Origin of the sequence: Sneathiella sp. HT1-7 (genome assembly GCF_020731145.1) — a bacterium.
Classification (GTDB): domain Bacteria; phylum Pseudomonadota; class Alphaproteobacteria; order Sneathiellales; family Sneathiellaceae; genus Sneathiella.
Genome location: NZ_JAJFZN010000001.1, coordinates 875,178 through 893,054 on the forward strand (window position 1 = coordinate 875,178; position 17,877 = coordinate 893,054).

The window sequence follows — 17,877 nt, forward strand, 5'->3', positions numbered from 1 at the left end:
CCGTTCGGTTTTAGCAAGCTTTTCCACACATGTCACATAAAGCTGCGGCCAAATGAAAGAAACTTTTGACAGCGATCCTTTATTCTGGCACTTCACCTCCTTCAATGGTGAGTTTGGGCGCCTTTGCATAAATTGGCGCTCTGGTGAGAATGAGGTGACAATGGCAAAACCGGAATGGGGCGAAAAGCATCGTTGCAGTGCTTGCGGCAAGCCTTTTTACGACATGAAGAAAACGCCGATTATCTGTCCGTCCTGCGGAGCGGAGAATAAACCGGAGCGGTTGCTGAAACCACGACGGTCGGCACCAACCACGCCGTCGGAGGCCGAAAAGAAGGCCGCCGCCGCTAAGAAGAAGGCTGCGGAGGCATTGGAGAAAGGCGATACGGATCGCGAAGACGATATCGATGATGATCTAATCGATCCGGATACAGTTGATCTTGCAGATGATGACGATGATGACGACGATCTTTCCGGCGTCGTAATCAAGCCGAAAAGCGACGACGAAAGCTGATTTCAGCGGGTCTGCATTTTTGACTTGAAACTAAGCGGGCTTCGGCATAGGTTCCGAACCCGCGGCGGGATTACTCGCCAATATGGGGCCATAGCTCAGTTGGGAGAGCGCTTGGATGGCATTCAAGAGGTCGTCGGTTCGATCCCGTCTGGCTCCACCATTATTCCAAAAGCTCAACCGGAAACGGTTGGGCTTTTTTGTTGTACCTGAAGCTTTGACGAGCGAATGTTTCCGTGCATTAGGCGGTAGCAATTACTTCGCGCGGCGCTAATGCCGAAATTGTTCATTAAAAAAGGCCCCACCAATTCGGCAGGGCCTTTTTAGTTTCGCGTTATGCGTTGACTAGCTTACGCAGCGGTTCGTTGGGAGCGGCGGTTACGTTGGCGGCCTCCGCCAGCACCAGCACCGGCGCGTTGGGCTTTCGGTGCGCCAGAGCGGCCGCCACCATTATTCTGCCTGTTGCCGGACCCTGACCCCGGGCGTCCATTTCCACCGCCACGGCGCCCACGTCCGTTGTTCGAAGGCTTGCTTTCCTCGCCCGCCGGGGCATTAGCGATGCCTTCCGCATGAAAAGGGTGGTCCTCCAGCACCGGGACGGGCTGGCGGATGCTTTTTTCGATATCCTTCAGATACGCGCGTTCCTCATGATCACAGAAGGAGAGGCTTGCGCCTGCCGCACCGGCGCGGGCCGTGCGGCCAATCCGGTGGACATAGCTTTCAGGCTCGTTCGGAATCTCGAAATTGATCACGTGGGTGACGCCATCGACATCGATTCCGCGCGCCGCCACATCGGTCGCCACCAGGGCGCGTGTGTCGCCGGCGCGGAAATCATTAAGTGCTTTCTGGCGGGCATTCTGCGACTTGTTGCCGTGAATGGCGGCAGAGGAGATGCCCAGCTGTTCGAGCTGACGTGAGACACGGTTCGCACCATGCTTGGTGCGCGTGAAGATCAGTACACGGCTCAGACTTTCGTCTTTCAGCACATGGGCGAGCAGTTCGCGCTTGCGGCCTTTCGGCACCATCAGCACATGCTGGTCGACCTTTTCCGCTGTTGTCGCCGCCGGGGCAACCTCGATCCGGAGGGGATTCCGAAGAATGCTGTTCGCGAGCTTTTCAACCGATGTCGGCATGGTCGCAGAGAAGAGCAGGGTCTGCCGCGCTTTTGGCAATTGCGCGATGATCTTCTGGATATCGCGGATAAAGCCCATATCGAGCATCCGGTCGGCTTCGTCCAATACCAGATATTCAACATTGGAGAGGCTGACATGCCGCTGGTTCATCAAATCGAGCAGGCGACCCGGCGTTGCGATCAGGATATCGACACCGGCGGCCATGGCCTTAATTTGCGGCTTGGCGCCTGCGCCGCCATAGATCAACGTAGTCTTCAGGTGCAGATATTTGGAATAAGCCTGGATATTTTCGGAAATCTGTATCGCCAGTTCGCGTGTCGGGGCGAGGATCAGGGCGCGGGCGGCTTTCGGCGTCCGCTTGCCTTCGCCGCTCAGCAGCTTCTGGATCAGGGGAAGCGCGAAAGCAGCGGTTTTGCCGGTGCCTGTCTGCGCAATGGCGATCAGGTCCTTGCCATCCATAACGGCGGGAATTGCCTGTTTCTGAATGGGTGTCATGGTTTCATAACCGCCCTCTTCGACTGCGCGAAGGACGGATTGGTTCAGACCGAGGTCTGTAAATTTTGTCATTACTTTAGTTACTTTCCAGTTTTTATAAGGCCTGTTGCAGCGCAGACGCTCCAAGATTCAGACAAAACAAACGGCCGGTCGAATTTCTCGATCGATGCAGATGTATTGCTGTTTCGGGGATGGTTTCGACGGACTAATTATTAGAGATCGAAATTAGCGCCATGCGAAAAGCTGCAACGCGACACTCTACTGGTATCGCTTCGGCAATGAGGCGACTTATACGCTAATATAACGGAATGTCAATCTTTCTCTATTTACCGGCCAGCTGTTGCAAACGCTGTAAGGCGTCCGATGCGAGGGTTCGGGTAAGCTCGCTGGCATCCATATCGCGCGCAAGCGATGCCGCCTGTCCTGACCAGAGCGAGGTGAAATCGCCCGACCCGGCCTCTTCCGCTTTTGCTTTCAGGGGCGCAAGCGCGGCACCGGCCGTCGGGAAGGGCGGTACATCTTCCGACATCGGCCCGACCTCCCGAATAATCCGGTTGATTAATCCGCGTGCGGGCTTACCGGAAAACACATTGGTGATGACGGTTTGATCATCTGTCGCTTGATGAAGGGCAGCGCGATGGAGATCGCTGATTAGGGATTGCGGCGTAAACAGATAAGCGGTGCCAATTTGCACACCGGAAGCGCCCAAGGCAAAGGCCGCCGCGATACCCCGCCCATCGGCAATGCCGCCGGCCGCGATGACCGGTACTTTCACGGCATCGACCACTTGCGGTAACAGCGCCATGGTGCCCGCCTGCGCCGTAATATCCTTTGTCAGGAACATGCCGCGATGACCGCCCGCCTCATAACCCTGCGCAATGATCGCATCACATCCGTTTGCTTCGAGCCAGCGGGCCTCGTTAACTGTTGTCGCGCTGGAAATAACCCGCGTGCCGACGGCCTTGACCCGCGCCAGCAGAGGGGCGTCAGGCAGGCCGAAGTGAAAGCTAACCACATTAGGCTTGATATCCTCGACCAGTTCACACATGCCTTCATCAAAGGCGCGGCGGATGGAGGCGGGCGCAATGTCGGACGGGTCAAGTCCGTATTCCGTATAGAAAGGTGTGAGCTGTGCTGTCCAGGCCGCCTGCTGCTCCGGTGTTGGTGCAACGGCGGTATGGCAGAAGAAATTCATGCTGAACGGATTTGCGGTTTGCTGGCGAATATTGCCCGCTTCGGCGCGCATCTTGTCCTCGTTCAACATGGCGCAGGGAAGAGACCCCAGACCGCCCGCCTCACTTACCGAAATCGCTAGCGCTGAGCCGTTCGCACCGGCCATGGGCGCCTGAATAATCGGTACCTCGATTTGCAGAAGATCAAGTAGTCTTTCGTTCGGCCACATCACACACCCTCCCATTTCTTATATTCCGATAATTTGTTGTAGCAATTCAGGACGACGAGGTCAGGCTTTTTTGTTTGTGCAACAGAGTGAGAGTTCGCCTGTCGATCAGGGTGAGAGTGTCAGCTGCTTTCTGGTCTCAAGGGACATCGGGGCGATGAAGGCGGCGCTGGCCATATCGATCAGGTTCTCGACCGCGCGATCAAAATTGAATTCGCCTTTTTCCTTCAGCTTGCGGGAGCGCACGGCCTCGATATCCGCAACGGCGAAGATAAGCATCGATCTTAATGTCGCGATTCTGGTCATGCGCAATTCGGCGGGGATATTCTCAAGCTGTCCCAGCAATAGCTCATTCATTCGTTTGATTCCCCGGTCGGCCTTACCGGCGATGATGTCGTCAAAACTGACAGTTGGACTGCGATGCACTTCCAGCAAAAATCGGTTGTAATAGCTTGGCTGCACCGATTCCTCTATCGGTCGGATGAAAGGAATGACGGCCGTCTCCACAATCCCGCGGATATCATTGCCGCGGCCCTCTGCCAGCAGATTATCAATCATTTGGTTGCGATGGGTATCAATCTTGGTGACCCGCCACATGAGAATGGCCTCGATCAACGCATCGCGGGTGCCAAAATGATAATGCATGGCAGAGGAATTACGCTGCCCTGCCCCTTTTAAAATTTGCTGGAGGGTAACCCCATCAATACCGTGAAGGGCGAATAACCTCTCCGCGGCGGTGACAATTCTGAGTTTTGTCCCGTCAAGCGGAGGTGACGGTTCGCCTATTGCGTCCGGAGAATCAATTGCTCGCTTTTCAAGGATATTCCTGTTTGTCATGGGAGCCGTTTTTCCAAAATAAGGTCTATATCTAATCCCATATTATCGTCTTGACAAGATAATCACAACCGATTAATTAATATCAATTAATGAAGATCCATTAACACATAAAAACAAGGAGAGGGAAATGGTGATGTTGAATATTGTCGCGGACAAATTGCATTTTGAACCTATGACGGTGAGATTGGGCGCGGTCGTATCGGGCGTGGATTTGCGTGAATCCCTCGATCAGGAGGTTATCGACCTGCTTTCTGATGCTCTGGTTAAATATAAGGTTCTGTTCTTCCGGGATCAGGATATTACGCGCGAGCAGCATCTCGCCTTCGGCCGACGGTTTGGCGAGTTGGAAATTCACCCTCTCACCCAGCATAAGGAAGGGTTCAAGACACAGGATATCGCGCCGGAAATCATGGTTGTGGAAAGCACTGCTAAGTCCCAGATAACTGCGGATGAATGGCATAGCGATGTGACCTGGCGGAAGGACCCGTCGCTTGGGTCAATCCTGAGATGCATCATTTCACCCAGAGTCGGCGGCGATACGCTATGGGCGGATATGGAGGCGGCCTATGAAGGTCTCGATGATGAAACCAAGGAGGAGATTGAAGGGCTGACCGCCATGCATGACTGGAAACCCTTCCGTCAGGCGATGTATGCCCAGCCGGGAACCGAGGATCTGGTTAAGGAACTGAAAGCCAAATACCCGCCGTCGGAGCATCCCATTGTCCGCACGCATCCCGTTTCCGGTCGCAAGTCACTCTATGTGAACAATCCTTTCACGACGAATATTAAAGGCAAGACCAGGGAAGAGAGTATGGAATTACTGACCAAACTCTACCGGACCGCGTCGACGCCGGATTATCAGGTGCGTTTCCGTTGGGAGCCTCATTCTATTGCCTTTTGGGACAATCGGAGCACCCAGCATTATGCGGTTGGCGACTTTTTTCCGGAGCATCGTTTGTTGGAACGGGTGACGGTTGTGGGCGACCGCCCCTTCTGAAGTCGCGTCAGACCCTCTTTGGTTTGCGGAACAGGGTGAGAATACGGCCGTCGATCAGGGCGAGGCCCGCGAAGATGATGGCGGTCCCGACTAGAGAAAGGGGGTGGATCGCTTCACTGAGGATACCCACTCCGAGGAGGAGTGCGGTCACCGGGATCAGGAAGGTGACCAGCAGAAGATTGACGGCGCCGGCCAGCGCGAGAAGCTGAAAATAGAATATATAGGCAAGCGCGGTTCCAAAAATCGCGAGCGCGACGACGGCGGAGAGACTGGTCCAGTCGGGGCTGGCCGCGAAAGGCTCATCGACAATCAGCGCCACCGGCAGCATGATCACGCTGGAACAGGCGAGCATCCCAAAAGCGTTGACCAATGCTGATGTCCCCTTCAGGCGCTTGCCCCAGATCCCGGCGAATCCGTATGAGAGCGCCGCGCCAAGAATGGCAATCTGCCCGATGCTTTCGAAATTGAACCCCTCCGCCAGGCTCGGTTGCATCATCACCACCACGCCGCCAAAACCAATCAGCACGCCCAGAAACTTATGACGGTTGAGTTTCTCGTCCGCCGTAAGGAAATGCGCGAGGATGACCGCAAAGAGCGGCGTTGTGGCATTCAGGATTGAGGCGACGCTCCCCGTGATATGCGTCTGTCCCCAGACGATCAGGCTGAACGGAATGATATTGTTCAGCAGTCCCATCACCATAAAGATCACCCAGAGTGACAGGTCGCGCGGGATCGCCTCGCCTTTTAGCTTAAGATAAGTAAAAAGGGCGAGCGCGGCGAGCAGCACCCGGAGACAGACAATGGTAAGGGGCGTGAAATCAACAAGCGCCAGCTCGATAAAGAAGAAAGTGCCACCCCAAAGGACAGATAGCGTCAGCAATATAAGCCAGGCACGCGACGACATTCCTAACCCTCATATCCGAAACATTCGATGCGCCTACAATGTCACTTCCCGCCCGCTAAAACTATCCGAAATCAGGTATGATATTCGAATTTGGCTTTCCCATGGACAAGGGAGTCGAAGATTGATAGCTTTTGTGCCGTCATAGGGGAGTAGTCCGCTCAATTTCGGTTGTGTGAGCCTGTCAACATACTCGAGCCCTCAAGGCTTGTGGCAGGTTCGTATTGCAAACAAATGCAGTATCGACAAGACCTAAGGCAAATAACGGCCCATTTGCGGGAGGCCGCTGTTTGTCTTCGGTTTATTGTCCCGCCGGTAGAGAATTATGGAAGCCTTTATTACCTCTGTTATTACTGTCGCGTTCGCAGAGATTGGCGACAAGACCCAGCTTCTCTCCCTCTTTCTGATTGCCCGTTTCAACAAGCCATGGAGCATTATCGCCGGGATCCTGATTGCAACGGTTCTTAATCATGCGGCATCGGCCTGGGCGGGGGTGTGGCTTGGACAATTTCTTCAAAGTGACTTTGGGGTATGGATCATCGGCGGTAGTTTTATCGCGGTCGGACTCTGGCTGCTCTTCCCTGATAGGGAGGAGTCGCCGACATCACGGTGGGATACCTATGGCGCCCTTATGGTTTCCCTGATACTGTTTTTTCTGGCCGAGATCGGCGACAAGACGCAAATCGCGACGGTCTTGTTGGGTGCGCAGTTTGGCGCTCCGGTTCTTGTCACTCTTGGCACGACCCTTGGTATGCTTCTTGCCAATGTACCGCTCGTCCTATTTGGCGCGGGTCTTATGAGATATGTACCTTTGCGCGCCGCGCGGGTCATCGCGGCTGTGGTATTTATAGTGACGGGTGTCTATTCGCTCATGACAGAACTAGCCTGATCTTCATTGATACGGCGGTCGCAGGGGGTTTGATCCGTATCAATGCCTTTACCCCCAAGATAAGGGATTATCTATCAACTAAATGGTCTTTCAGGAGAATACATCGTGGATACAAAAGCAGTCGAAAAGCAATTACGGGACAAGCTCGCCGAGGAGGTCAATCGGCTGGAATCGATTGAGCAGCGGCTTCGCGGCACTCACAGTGCCTCCTTCGGGGAACAGGCCATCGAGCGGGAGGGCGATGAGGTTGATGAGCGTCTGGAGGAAACCATTATCCATGAGATTGAGATGATCAAGGCGGCGCTTGATCGGATCGAGGCTGGCAACTATGAAACCTGTTCTGCTTGCGGGAAGCAGATCAATGAGGCCCGGTTGGAGGCGCTTCCCTATACGACACTTTGTATTACTTGCGCGCGGGAAAGAAGCGGGAAGATCCTCCGGGCCTCATAAGGTCAGGACGGATCCTGCAAACAATCTGCGAGGCCATCCGCCAATGTGTTCATCATTGTAAAGTAAAGCTCCGTGCCGGGTTCGAGTTCTGCACCAAGTGGGTCGAGGGTGCCGAGCCTGACCGGGAGCCCTTCTGCGGCGGTTTGTAACAGTCGGTCATCAAACTGAGGTTCCCGGAAGATGCAGACAGCGTTGGTTTTCTGTATTTTTTCCCGGATTTCCTTCAGTCGCTTCGCCGAGGCGGGTGTGTCCGGTTCCAGCGTGAGAGAGCCAACTGCCATCAAGTCGTAGCGCGCCTCTAAATAGGGGTAGGCATCATGCAATACGATATAGGCCTTCCCCTTTAACGGGGCGAGGCGGGTGCGCAATGTCGTGTCAAGATCGTTAAGCCGGGCGATCTGTTTTAGTGCATTTTCTTTATAAACCGTCCGGTTTTCCGGATAGAGGCGACCCAGCTCGTAAGCAACAGCACGGGTTATATATATGGCGTTTTCCGGATCCAGCCAAAGATGCAGGTTATCTGCCTCAGTGCCATGGCCTTCATGGTTTTCATGACCCTTGTGATCCTCATGACCCTCTTTTTTGTGGTCATCATGGTCGTCGTGGTCATCACTATGCGCATGGCTGTGACCATGATCATGATCATGCTCGTCCCAAGCGCCCCCTTCGCGCTGCTCCAGAAGTTTTACGCCCTCCGCGTGGGAAAGTGATACCTTGCGTACATCTTCGGGCAGGGATTCCAACGCATTTTTGAGGAAGCTTTCGAACGCTTCGTCGATGTAAAAGATGGCCCCGGCCCCCTGCATGTCGCGCACCTGTGACGGTTTAAGGGAGAACCCATGCGGCGAGGAGATGCCGGTGATGAGGAGTTTGGCTTCCCCCGTCTCGCCCATGACGCCCTGAACCAGGGAATGCAGTGGCTTGATTGTGGTCACAACGGCCACTTTTTCAGCGGCAAGAGCGGTTGCGGGAAATAGGAATAGAATGAGAAGGCGGAAGAAAAAACGCGTCATGGAAGTCCAAATTTCAAGTTAAAGGTTGCGAAGAAACGTAAATGTTATATTATAACATAACCATGTCAACCTGCCTTTTGGAAAAAAGAAATGCATAACTGTACAACCCATAGCGACTGTATTGCGGAGGCGCTCCAGCGGGCAGAGGATATCTGTGACGCGCGTGGTTTACGCTTTACGGATGTGCGGCGCAAGGTTCTGGAACTGGTCTGGCAAAGCCATGGGCCGATCAAAGCCTATGATATTCTTGATCAATTGGATCAACGGATTGCGTCAATCAAGCCGCCGACAGTCTATCGCGCGCTGGATTTTCTCACCGAAAACGGTCTCGTGCACAAGATTAACAGTCTGAATGCTTTTGTTGGCTGCGGTCATCCTTTAAAACATCGCGAATGTTACTTCCTGATCTGCTCCGATTGTGGGGAGGCGAAGGAATGCTGCAATCTCGATATCGTAGACGCGGTGGCGAAGACCAGTTGGCGCAACCAGTTTGAAATAAAAAATGTCACACTTGAGATCACCGGCGAATGCAGTGACTGCCGCGGAGTCCACTAATACATGACTGAATTGCTCTCCGCCCGTCAGATCAGCGTGTATCGCGACGGAAAAACCATCCTTGAGGATGTATCGCTCAGCATTGGCGAAAAGGATTTCATCACCATTATCGGGCCAAATGGCGCAGGTAAATCCATGCTGCTGAAATGCATGATGGGATTCTATGCGCCGTCCAAGGGAGAAGTCGTGCGTCGTGCCGGCCTAAAAATCGGGTATGTGCCGCAGCGGTTGGTGGCGGATCATACGGTGCCAATCCGGGTACGGCGGTTTCTCACCCTGCGCAAGAGGGCGCCGAAGGATGTTTTGCTGAATGTGGCGCGGGAAACGGCGATAGAAGAGATACTCGATCATCCGATCCATGTGCTCTCTGGCGGGGAGCTGCAAAGGGTATTGTTGGCACGCGCACTTCTGGATGATCCGGACCTTCTGGTGCTGGATGAACCGGCGCAGAATCTCGATGTGACGGGCCAGCTCGCTTTCTACAAGCTGATTGAGAAAATTTACGCTGAGCGAGATGTCAGCATCCTGATGGTATCGCATGACCTGCATCTGGTGATGTCGAGCACGCGGGAGGTGGTTTGCCTCTATCATCATATTTGTTGCCATGGGGAGCCGAACGTGGTGACGCGCGATCCGGAATTTATTTCGCTGTTCGGCAATGATATGGCACGGCTTATGGCGGTTTATAACCACAGCCATGATCATAACCACAACCATGATGAGGCGTCCCACCCTCACGACCACTCCCAATCCCATACCCACGAACACCTGGAAAAACTTGATGGTTGATGATTTTATCCTCCGCGCGCTTGCGGCGGGGATCGGCGTTGCGCTGATTGCTGGACCGCTGGGCTGCTTCGTGGTATGGCGGCGGATGGCATATTTCGGCGATTCGCTCGCCCATAGCGCCCTTCTCGGCATTGCGCTCGGCCTGCTTTACGGCATTAATATCAATCTTGGTACAGTCATCGTCTGCACTGTGTTTGCGCTTCTGCTCGTTTGGCTGCAGCAACGCCGGGTACTGGCGACGGATACCTTGCTGGGTATTCTTGCCCATGCTGCGCTCTCCATCGGGATGGTGGCCTTGAGTTTCCTCAATAATGTCAGTTTCGATCTCTACAGCTATTTGTTTGGCGATATTCTGACCGTCCGGATCAGCGATCTTTACTGGATCTATGGCGGCGGTCTTCTCGTAATAGGCTTGCTGGTTTTCAACTGGTCGTCGCTGACCCTGATGACCCTGCATGAGGACCTCGCCCGCGCCGAAGGCGTGAATACAGTCTGGGCGAATATCCTTCTCATGTTGTTGATGACCATTGTCGTTGCGGTGTCCATTCGTATCGTTGGCATCCTTCTGATTACTTCGATGCTGATCATTCCGGCGGCGACGGCGCGTCAGCTTGTCTCCTCCCCGGAGAGTATGGCGATCTGGGCGGCTGTCTTCGGGCTGATCGCGGTAGTCGCCGGGATTTCCGGCTCTGTTGAGTTTGACACGCCCTCCGGTCCGAGTATTGTCACCGCGGCGGCGATCATCTTCGCGCTTCTTTCCATCGTAGCGGCGATGCGCCGACGTTCTTGATTGCCGTCAATGCGATGAAAAGTTGAATCTTGTCATTGGCTTGCCCGGGCAATCTGTTAGGATCACGCATCCATATAACAGGCATGATCAAGGGATGGAAATGACAGGGTCGATGAAAGCCAGAACGGGCGGGCAAATCCTCGCCGATCAACTTGCAATTCAGGGAGCGGATACAGTTTTCTGTGTACCGGGGGAGAGCTATCTCGCCGTGATCGACGGCCTCTATAACCATGCCAACAGCATCCGGATGATCAACACACGACATGAAGGCGGCGCGGCCAACATGGCGGAAGCATATGGTAAGTTCACCGGTCGGCCCGGCATCTGTATGGTGACACGCGGGCCCGGCGCGACCAATGCCTCGATTGGGCTGCACACCGCCTTTCAGGACAGTACGCCGATGATCCTTTTCGTCGGGCAGGTCGGGCGCGACGCCATTGATCGGGAGGCATTTCAGGAAATGGATTACCGCCGTGTCTTCGGCGAAATGGCGAAATGGGTCGCCGAAATCGACGATGCCCGCCGCATTCCGGAATATGTCAGCCGTGCCTTTCATACAGCATTGTCAGGGAGGCCGGGGCCTGTCGTGCTTGCCTTGCCTGAAGATATGCTGACCGATGTGGTGGAAGTGTCGGACATCGCGCACCCCGCAAAAGCCCCAAACATTGCGCCGGCCGCTGCGGATATGATGGCGCTGGAGGCGCGACTTGGTGCGGCGGAGCGCCCCTTTATGATTGTTGGCGGCGCGACATGGACCCAGGCGGCGGTGAAAGATATTGAGGCGTTTGCCGAAAGCCACGGCATACCGGTTGGCGCATCGCTCCGCTCACAGGATTGTTTCGATAATCGTCATCCAAATTACGCGGGCGACGTAGGCATTGGTATCAATCCAAAACTTGCAAATCGGATTAAGGAGAGCGACCTTCTTCTTGTCGTCGGGCCGCGCCTTGGGGAGATGACGACACAGGGCTATACCCTAATCGATGTGCCGAACCCGGCAATGCCGTTGGTCCATGTCCATCCTGGGGCGTCAGAGCTGGGGCGTGTTTATCTTCCCGATATTGCGATCAACGCCCGAATGCCGGAATTTGCATCCGCTGCGCGCGCCATGGCGCCAGGGGGTGTGAAGGCGCGCGAAGGCTGGGTCATGAATGCCCGCGCCGACTATCTGGAGCGGATCAAGCCGACCGAGGTGCCGGGTCCGGTCAATCTTGGCAAGATCGTCGCTTACCTGAATGACACCTTACCCGAAGATGCGATCATCACCGCCGGGGCCGGGAACTATGCCGTTTGGGCGCATCGCTTTTTCCAACATAAAAAATATCGCACCCAGCTTGCACCGACCAGCGGGGCGATGGGCTATAGCGTGCCCGCTGCGATCAGCGCCAAACTTACAGCACCCGAGCGGACCGTGGTCAGCTTCAATGGCGATGGCTGTTTCATGATGCTGGGCCAGGAGCTGGCGACGGCAATGCAGTTTAACGCCGCCGTCATCTTTATTATCGTCAATAACGGTATGCTCGGGACTATTCGTATGCATCAGGAGCGGACCTATCCGGCCCGCGTGCACGCAACCACTCTCGCCAATCCGGATTTTGCGGCGCTCGCCCGAGCCTATGGGGCCTTCGGGGAGAAAGTCACCCGGACGGAAGATTTTGCGGATGTTTTTGCAGCGGCGCAGGCCTCCGGCAAGGCAGCGGTAATTGAGATCATTGTTGATCCGGAGGTATTAACCCCGGAACAGAGCCTCTCGGCCGCGCGCGAACAGGGGCAGAAAACAACAGCATCTTAAGGAAGGAACAGGAAATATGATCGATCTCTATACATGGGGTACGCCGAATGGCCGGAAAGTCTCCATCCTGCTGGAAGAACTGGGCCTGCCCTATGAGGTGAAACCCATTGATATCACAGCCGGGGATCAGAAAACGCCCGAATTTCTGGCGATTTCACCCAACGGCCGCATTCCGGCGATTGTCGATCATGACACTGGTGTTCGGATGATGGAATCCGGCGCAATCATGCTCTATCTCGCAAAGAAGGCGGGCGGCAAGCTGATTCCGTCGGACGACGTCGGTTATTGGCAGATGATGGAATGGCTGATGTGGCAGATGGGCGGTCTCGGGCCGATGGCGGGGCAGACGCATCACTTCGTCCGCTTTAATCCGGGCAAGGCACCCTATGCGGAGGAACGCTACCTCAATGAAGTAAAACGGCTTTACGGCGTGCTTGATACCGCACTATCTGAACGTGACTATGTCGCCGGAGAGTATAGCGTTGCGGATATTGCGATCTGGCCTTGGATATCAAGATTTGAGTGGCAGACAATTGATCTCAATCAGTATCCGAATGTAAAAGATTGGTATAACCGCATAGCGGGTCGTCCGGCAGTGCAGAAGGGTTATCACATCCCTCATTATGTATCTGACGTTCCCGTTCCGGAATGATAACGAGAATAAGTTAGAAATATTTCCGACCGTTAAGGGTTAATAAACAGGTTATTTCTATGTTGAGTTCAAGGAGTTCAGTACAACAACAAAAATACGAAGGCGAAGGACCTGGTTTGAAAAATGAACGGGCTATTCATTGGTGAAGGAACGCTTCTTGTTCAATGTGCCGAAGAGTTTCGGCGTGCCGGCGGTGAAATCACCGCGATAATGACCCGTGAACCGCGTGTTCGCGCTTGGGCCGAGGCGGAAGGTCTAACTCTTTTCGGCGACCCACAGGATGAAGGGCTCAAGGATCTAACCTACGATTATCTTTTCAGTGTCGTCAATCTGACGATTTTTCCGCAACATCTTCCGGTTCAACCAAATAAATTTGCCATCAACTTCTTTGATGGACCGCTGCCAAAATATGCCGGTATCAATGTCACGTCCTGGGCGCTAATGAATGGCGAGACATCCCACGCCGTCACCTGGCATGAAATGCTCGCCTCCCCGGATGAGGGCCGTATCCTGAAATCACGCGTGGTTGAAATCTCGCCAGATGAAACCTCAATGAGCCTCAATGCAAAATGTTATGAGGCCGGGCTTGCCTCCTTCACTGAGTTGATCGGGGAACTCAAAACCGATACCGTCCGCCCGCAAGAGCAGGACGCAGAGAGAAATCGCTACGAAGCCGAGAAACGGCCTGAAGCTTTGGGCGCACTTGATTTCACAAAAACAGCCAGTGAGCTTAATCGGATTGTCCGCGCGCTTGATTTTGGAGCCTATGCCAACCCGCTGGGCACGGCGAAGCTATGGACGGGAAAATCTGTCTCTCTAGTTGGCTCGCTCGCCATAAAGGATGGTCCTGCCTCCAACGCGCCGGGACAAGTTGTTGCGCTGGACAACGATGGAATCACGATATCCGCAAGCGATCATGATGTCACAGTCGGGGCGTTTCGCTGCCTCGCCGGAGAACCACGCCACCCAAACGCTGTCGGGCTGCAGGTAGGGGCGCAAATCCCACTGGTTCCAGTCCTTTCCGATGAAGACCTCACGACAATCGCAAAGGCAGAACTTTATTGGCAGGACGCGCTCGCGGTCGCGCAGCCATTACAATCACCCTATCCGTCGAACCGGGATACAGCAGCAGGTGTCATTTCTGCGCCCATGCCGCTCGATCAACCGCTTGACTTGGACGAAGGGGCTGCCGGTTTTCTCGTCTGGCATTCCCTGTTGATGGGGGCGAAGACAGTTTCCTGCGGTGTTGATGGTGGCACTATGGCGCATCCGCTGATCGCGGAGAGCCAGCTTGTCACTATGCCGGTCGAGGCATCGGCCAGTGTGAAGGATACACTTCAGTCATTTGCCAAAATCAAAACGGAAGGGGAAAATAAAGGCCCCCGAAGTATCGATCTGATTGCCCGCCTGCCCGATACGGCGACGCGCGATATAGCTTTGCGGGCGTTGAACGTCGCGGTCACCGCGAATGACAGAACGGATGCGGAGCTATTAGGCGACCGTCTGCTCGTTCTTGCGCTTGGGGATACCCCGCGCCTGATCGCCAAGACAGGGCTTTACGCGCGCGATATCCTCGCTGCCATGGGGCGTGACCTTGCCTTCTTCCTGAATGCTTTTGCGTCACAGAAGGACACAGCGTTAAAAGACCTGCCGCTGACTGATCCGAATGAGAAGCAGGCGGGCATGAATGCAATGGGCATCGACTATCCGCGTGATAAACGTATTCACGATGTAATTCGCGAACAGGCGGCGAAAACCCCTGATGCCATTGCACTGAAAGCTGATGATGATGTGCTCACTTATGAGGAGTTGGAGGCGCGCACCGATCTGCTCGCTGCCGCTCTTGCGGCGCGCGGTGCGAAACGGGGCGTAATCGTTGGATTATGTCTGGAACGATCGACCGATTTAATCGTTTCCCTGCTTGCCATTTTGAAGACCGGTGCGGCGTATCTGCCGCTTGACCCGGCCTATCCGGCAGAACGTGTTGCCTTCATGATTGAGGACAGCAATGCGCCGTTGATCGTCGCCAGCCCGACGACCGAGTTCAAATTCCGGCTCGACCCAAAGAAAATTGTTTACCCGGATGCTACCGATGGTGACTTCACGGCTCCAACCGGAGAGCCGTCTGACCTCGCCTATATGATGTATACGTCGGGCTCAACCGGCACGCCGAAAGGTGTGATGCTGACCCATCAGAATATCGTCAACTTCTTTACTGGCACCGACCTGACCGTCCCCCATGACGGAGAGGTACGGTTGCTTGCTATCACATCGGTTTCTTTTGATATCTCGGTGTTGGAGATTTTCTGGACGCTGGCGCGTGGCTTTACCATCGTGCTGCAGACGGACGGCGTTTCCTCGGCGACGGTTCCGGGTTTCAGCCTGTTCTACTTTGCGTCCGAAGCGTCTGGAAGCGGGCCGGAGGCGTATCGTCTCTTGCTGCAGGGCGCGAAATTTGCCGATGACAACGGGTTCGAGGCGGTCTGGACGCCGGAGCGGCATTTCCATGCCTTTGGCGGTTTGTATCCCAATCCGGCGGTGAGTTCCGCCGCCGTGGCCTCGATGACCAAGAATGTCGGCATTCGCGCAGGCTCCTGCGTGTTGCCGCTGCATAATCCGGTTCGGCTGGCTGAAGACTGGGCACTGGTGGATAATATTTCCGCCGGGCGCGCCGGGATCGCCCTTGCTAGCGGTTGGCAGCCTAATGACTTTGTGCTGCAACCGGAAAATTTTGAAAACCGTAAAGATGTGATGCTGGATGGTGTCGATACCCTGCGCAAATTATGGCGCGGCGAGAGCATCAAATTACCGAACCACAAGGGCGAAGAGATTGAAGTTTCCACCCTGCCGCATCCGGTAAACGGAGATATCCCGCTCTGGCTAACGGCGGCGGGCAACCCGGAAACCTTCGCCGCAGCAGCCACAAAGGGTTGTTATGTGCTGACCCATCTGTTGGGCCAGAAATTCGAGGATGTGGCCGAGAAAATCCGCGCCTACCGCATGGCCTGGCGTGAGGCCGGGCATCCCGGTAACGGAAAAGTCTCTCTCATGTTGCATACGTTTGTGGGGGAGGATGAGGATCAGGTGCGCGAAACAGTACGCGGGCCGATGAAGGGCTATCTCAAAAGCTCGGTCGATCTACTCCGCCGGGCGTCGTGGAGTTCTCCTACCTTCAAGCAAAAGGCCGATGCAAGCGGCGTGACGCCGCAGGAAGTCTTTGAAAAGCAAGAGCTTACCGACGAAGAGACGGATGCTCTCCTTGATCACGCGTTTGAACGCTACTACCAGACCAGTGGCTTGTTTGGCACACCGGACAGCTGTCAGGAGCTGGTGCGCGAGATTGCCCGCATGGGTGTGGACGAGATTGCCTGCCTGATCGATTTTGGTGTTGATACGGATCTCGTGCTGAAACATCTCACCTATATCAACGATCTGAAGAATAATCTGCTTGCCGAAGGCGGGGTTGCACGTCAGGCCTCTGTCGCGGAACAGATTGTCGAGCATGACATCACTCATTTCCAATGTACCCCATCGATGGCCTCCTTCCTGGTGGCGGAAGAGGCAGGGCGGACGGCGCTTGGCCGGCTCAAGGTGATGATGGTTGGCGGCGAAGGCTTTCCACCCGATCTCGCGCGAAATTTACGCTCCCACTTAAAGGGGTCGCTTCTGAACATGTATGGCACGACGGAGACGGCCGTTTGGTCGTCGGTCGCCAATCTTGAAACAGTGGAAGAAACGATTCCGTTGGGTGAGGCGATTGCCAACACGATCTATTCCGTCCGCAATGAATTTGGTCAGGCACTACCGAGTGGTGTTGCCGGGGAACTTTGGATTGGTGGCGATGGCGTCGCCGATGGTTACTGGAAGCGTGAGGAGTTGACGGCGGAACGCTTTCTCGATACCGCTGAAGGTCGCTTCTATCGGACCGGTGATTTGGTCCGCCATATGCCGAACGGTAATCTGGAATTCCATGGTCGCATGGATAATCAGGTTAAGGTGCGTGGTCACCGGATTGAGCTTGGCGAGATTGAGGCAAAGCTTGGTGCGCTGGATGAAGTCAAAGATGCGGCGGTCACGGTTTTTGAGACGGGCGAGAGTGACAAACGTCTTGTTGCGTTTGCGACGGCCGCACCGGGTCACAAGATAGACCCACAAGACGTACGCAAAAAACTGGGAGAGCGGCTACCCGAATTCATGACGCCATCGCAAGTGATCGTGCTGGATGTTATGCCGCAAACGCCAAACGGCAAGATTGACCGTAAGGCGCTGCCAAAACCGCAAGGACAGACAAACACAGCAACGGAAGCAGCCCAGAGTGACACAGAAACAGCTATTGCGAAAATCTGGTGCGAGGCGCTGGGCCTTGCTGAAGTGGGCGTAACCGATAATTTCTTTGATCTTGGCGGGCATTCCCTGCTGGTAGTGCAGGTGCAGCGGCGGTTGAAGGAACTGTTCGACAAGGAAGTGGCGATTACCGATATGTTCCGTTTTTCAACCATTCAGGCCCTGGCCGGTCATCTCGATGGTGACGGCAAGGCGGATGGAGAGTCGTCGGCGGCCAAGCGCGGGGCAGAGCGCGCCGCGGCGCGGCGCGCCCGGATGACGAGAAGAACAGGGACAACTGTACAATAAATGTGATTTTTGGCAGGATGAGAACTTGTCAAGGTAAACAAACCG

15 protein-coding genes and 1 tRNA gene are annotated in these 17,877 nt (G+C 54.8%); 11 read left to right on the forward strand and 5 right to left on the reverse strand.

Annotation, left to right across the window (positions count from 1 at the left end; all coding sequences use genetic code 11):
• Positions 1 to 52: 52 nt before the first annotated feature.
• Together LKE13_RS04225 and LKE13_RS04230 are read left to right on the forward strand one after the other, a co-directional pair.
• The gene (locus LKE13_RS04225) at positions 53 to 511 is read left to right on the forward strand and encodes an FYDLN acid domain-containing protein (protein WP_227948446.1); all 459 of its coding nucleotides are present in this window, start codon (positions 53 to 55) and stop codon (positions 509 to 511) included.
• 84 nt (positions 512 to 595) lie between these two features.
• Positions 596 to 671 (forward strand) — tRNA-Ala (locus LKE13_RS04230).
• 187 nt (positions 672 to 858) lie between these two features.
• On the opposite strand, the gene LKE13_RS04235 is transcribed toward LKE13_RS04230, so the two are convergent.
• From LKE13_RS04235 to LKE13_RS04245, 3 genes are all read right to left on the reverse strand, one after another.
• Positions 859 to 2,208 carry a DEAD/DEAH box helicase gene (locus tag LKE13_RS04235; RefSeq protein WP_227948447.1) on the reverse strand — a complete coding sequence of 450 codons (1,350 nt, stop codon included), beginning with the start codon at positions 2,206 to 2,208 and terminating at the stop codon, positions 859 to 861.
• A 250-nt stretch (positions 2,209 to 2,458) separates the two neighbouring features.
• A complete protein-coding gene (locus LKE13_RS04240; protein WP_227948868.1) occupies positions 2,459 to 3,538 on the reverse strand; it encodes an NAD(P)H-dependent flavin oxidoreductase in 1,080 nt (359 codons plus the stop codon).
• A 105-nt stretch (positions 3,539 to 3,643) separates the two neighbouring features.
• On the reverse strand, positions 3,644 to 4,372 hold the full coding sequence (locus tag LKE13_RS04245) for a TetR/AcrR family transcriptional regulator (protein ID WP_227948448.1): 729 nt from the start codon (positions 4,370 to 4,372) through the stop codon (positions 3,644 to 3,646).
• Between the two features lie 127 nt (positions 4,373 to 4,499).
• Between LKE13_RS04245 and LKE13_RS04250 the strand changes: the two genes are divergently transcribed.
• On the forward strand, positions 4,500 to 5,369 hold the full coding sequence (locus LKE13_RS04250) for a TauD/TfdA dioxygenase family protein (RefSeq protein ID WP_227948449.1): 870 nt from the start codon (positions 4,500 to 4,502) through the stop codon (positions 5,367 to 5,369).
• Between the two features lie 7 nt (positions 5,370 to 5,376).
• Here the strand turns inward: LKE13_RS04250 and LKE13_RS04255 are convergent, their stop codons facing one another.
• Positions 5,377 to 6,273 carry a DMT family transporter gene (locus LKE13_RS04255; protein WP_227948450.1) on the reverse strand — a complete coding sequence of 299 codons (897 nt, stop codon included), beginning with the start codon at positions 6,271 to 6,273 and terminating at the stop codon, positions 5,377 to 5,379.
• Between the two features lie 322 nt (positions 6,274 to 6,595).
• Here LKE13_RS04255 and LKE13_RS04260 point away from each other — a divergent pair, with 322 nt between their 5' ends.
• Both LKE13_RS04260 and LKE13_RS18745 read left to right on the forward strand, forming a co-directional pair.
• The gene (locus tag LKE13_RS04260; RefSeq protein WP_227948451.1) at positions 6,596 to 7,159 is read left to right on the forward strand and encodes a TMEM165/GDT1 family protein; all 564 of its coding nucleotides are present in this window, start codon (positions 6,596 to 6,598) and stop codon (positions 7,157 to 7,159) included.
• A gap of 105 nt (positions 7,160 to 7,264) precedes the next feature.
• Positions 7,265 to 7,609, forward strand: a complete 345-nt coding sequence (locus LKE13_RS18745) for a TraR/DksA family transcriptional regulator (RefSeq protein ID WP_227948452.1) — start codon at positions 7,265 to 7,267, stop codon at positions 7,607 to 7,609.
• A gap of 2 nt (positions 7,610 to 7,611) precedes the next feature.
• Here LKE13_RS18745 and LKE13_RS04270 read toward each other — a convergent pair whose 3' ends face one another.
• Positions 7,612 to 8,622, reverse strand: coding sequence for a zinc ABC transporter substrate-binding protein (locus tag LKE13_RS04270; RefSeq protein WP_227948453.1), 1,011 nt, complete (start codon positions 8,620 to 8,622; stop codon positions 7,612 to 7,614).
• Positions 8,623 to 8,712: 90 nt separating this feature from the next.
• Between LKE13_RS04270 and LKE13_RS04275 the strand changes: the two genes are divergently transcribed.
• The 6 genes from LKE13_RS04275 (at position 8,713) to LKE13_RS04300 (ending at position 17,832) form a co-directional block, all read left to right on the forward strand.
• Positions 8,713 to 9,177 (forward strand): Fur family transcriptional regulator, encoded by a 465-nt coding sequence (locus LKE13_RS04275; protein ID WP_227948454.1) that lies wholly within the window; start codon positions 8,713 to 8,715, stop codon positions 9,175 to 9,177.
• A 3-nt stretch (positions 9,178 to 9,180) separates the two neighbouring features.
• A complete protein-coding gene (locus LKE13_RS04280; RefSeq protein ID WP_227948455.1) occupies positions 9,181 to 9,966 on the forward strand; it encodes an ATP-binding cassette domain-containing protein in 786 nt (261 codons plus the stop codon).
• A complete protein-coding gene (locus tag LKE13_RS04285) occupies positions 9,959 to 10,756 on the forward strand; it encodes a metal ABC transporter permease (RefSeq protein WP_227948456.1) in 798 nt (265 codons plus the stop codon). The genes LKE13_RS04280 and LKE13_RS04285 overlap by 8 nt, the downstream gene beginning before the upstream one ends.
• A gap of 100 nt (positions 10,757 to 10,856) precedes the next feature.
• The gene (locus LKE13_RS04290; RefSeq protein ID WP_415776480.1) at positions 10,857 to 12,548 is read left to right on the forward strand and encodes a thiamine pyrophosphate-binding protein; all 1,692 of its coding nucleotides are present in this window, start codon (positions 10,857 to 10,859) and stop codon (positions 12,546 to 12,548) included.
• Positions 12,549 to 12,564: 16 nt separating this feature from the next.
• Positions 12,565 to 13,200, forward strand: a complete 636-nt coding sequence (locus tag LKE13_RS04295) for a glutathione S-transferase family protein (RefSeq protein ID WP_227948458.1) — start codon at positions 12,565 to 12,567, stop codon at positions 13,198 to 13,200.
• Between the two features lie 123 nt (positions 13,201 to 13,323).
• Positions 13,324 to 17,832: a MupA/Atu3671 family FMN-dependent luciferase-like monooxygenase gene (locus tag LKE13_RS04300; RefSeq protein WP_227948459.1), complete on the forward strand. Its 4,509-nt coding sequence runs from the start codon at positions 13,324 to 13,326 to the stop codon at positions 17,830 to 17,832.
• Positions 17,833 to 17,877: the final 45 nt, after the last annotated feature.

What these genes read in the sequence shown, in the direction of transcription:
- LKE13_RS04250 (WP_227948449.1), top strand. Translation starts at nt 4,500, where the DNA reads ATGGTGATGTTGAATATTGTCGCGGACAAATTGCATTTTGAACCTATG.
- LKE13_RS04245 (WP_227948448.1), bottom strand. Translation starts at nt 4,372, where the DNA reads ATGACAAACAGGAATATCCTTGAAAAGCGAGCAATTGATTCTCCGGAC.
- LKE13_RS04295 (WP_227948458.1), top strand. Translation starts at nt 12,565, where the DNA reads ATGATCGATCTCTATACATGGGGTACGCCGAATGGCCGGAAAGTCTCC.
- LKE13_RS04300 (WP_227948459.1), top strand. Translation starts at nt 13,324, where the DNA reads ATGAACGGGCTATTCATTGGTGAAGGAACGCTTCTTGTTCAATGTGCC.
- LKE13_RS04290 (WP_415776480.1), top strand. Translation starts at nt 10,857, where the DNA reads ATGACAGGGTCGATGAAAGCCAGAACGGGCGGGCAAATCCTCGCCGAT.
- LKE13_RS04280 (WP_227948455.1), top strand. Translation starts at nt 9,181, where the DNA reads ATGACTGAATTGCTCTCCGCCCGTCAGATCAGCGTGTATCGCGACGGA.
- LKE13_RS04260 (WP_227948451.1), top strand. Translation starts at nt 6,596, where the DNA reads ATGGAAGCCTTTATTACCTCTGTTATTACTGTCGCGTTCGCAGAGATT.
- LKE13_RS04285 (WP_227948456.1), top strand. Translation starts at nt 9,959, where the DNA reads ATGGTTGATGATTTTATCCTCCGCGCGCTTGCGGCGGGGATCGGCGTT.
- LKE13_RS04225 (WP_227948446.1), top strand. Translation starts at nt 53, where the DNA reads ATGAAAGAAACTTTTGACAGCGATCCTTTATTCTGGCACTTCACCTCC.
- LKE13_RS04275 (WP_227948454.1), top strand. Translation starts at nt 8,713, where the DNA reads ATGCATAACTGTACAACCCATAGCGACTGTATTGCGGAGGCGCTCCAG.
- LKE13_RS04235 (WP_227948447.1), bottom strand. Translation starts at nt 2,208, where the DNA reads ATGACAAAATTTACAGACCTCGGTCTGAACCAATCCGTCCTTCGCGCA.
- LKE13_RS04270 (WP_227948453.1), bottom strand. Translation starts at nt 8,622, where the DNA reads ATGACGCGTTTTTTCTTCCGCCTTCTCATTCTATTCCTATTTCCCGCA.
- LKE13_RS04240 (WP_227948868.1), bottom strand. Translation starts at nt 3,538, where the DNA reads ATGTGGCCGAACGAAAGACTACTTGATCTTCTGCAAATCGAGGTACCG.
- LKE13_RS04255 (WP_227948450.1), bottom strand. Translation starts at nt 6,273, where the DNA reads ATGTCGTCGCGTGCCTGGCTTATATTGCTGACGCTATCTGTCCTTTGG.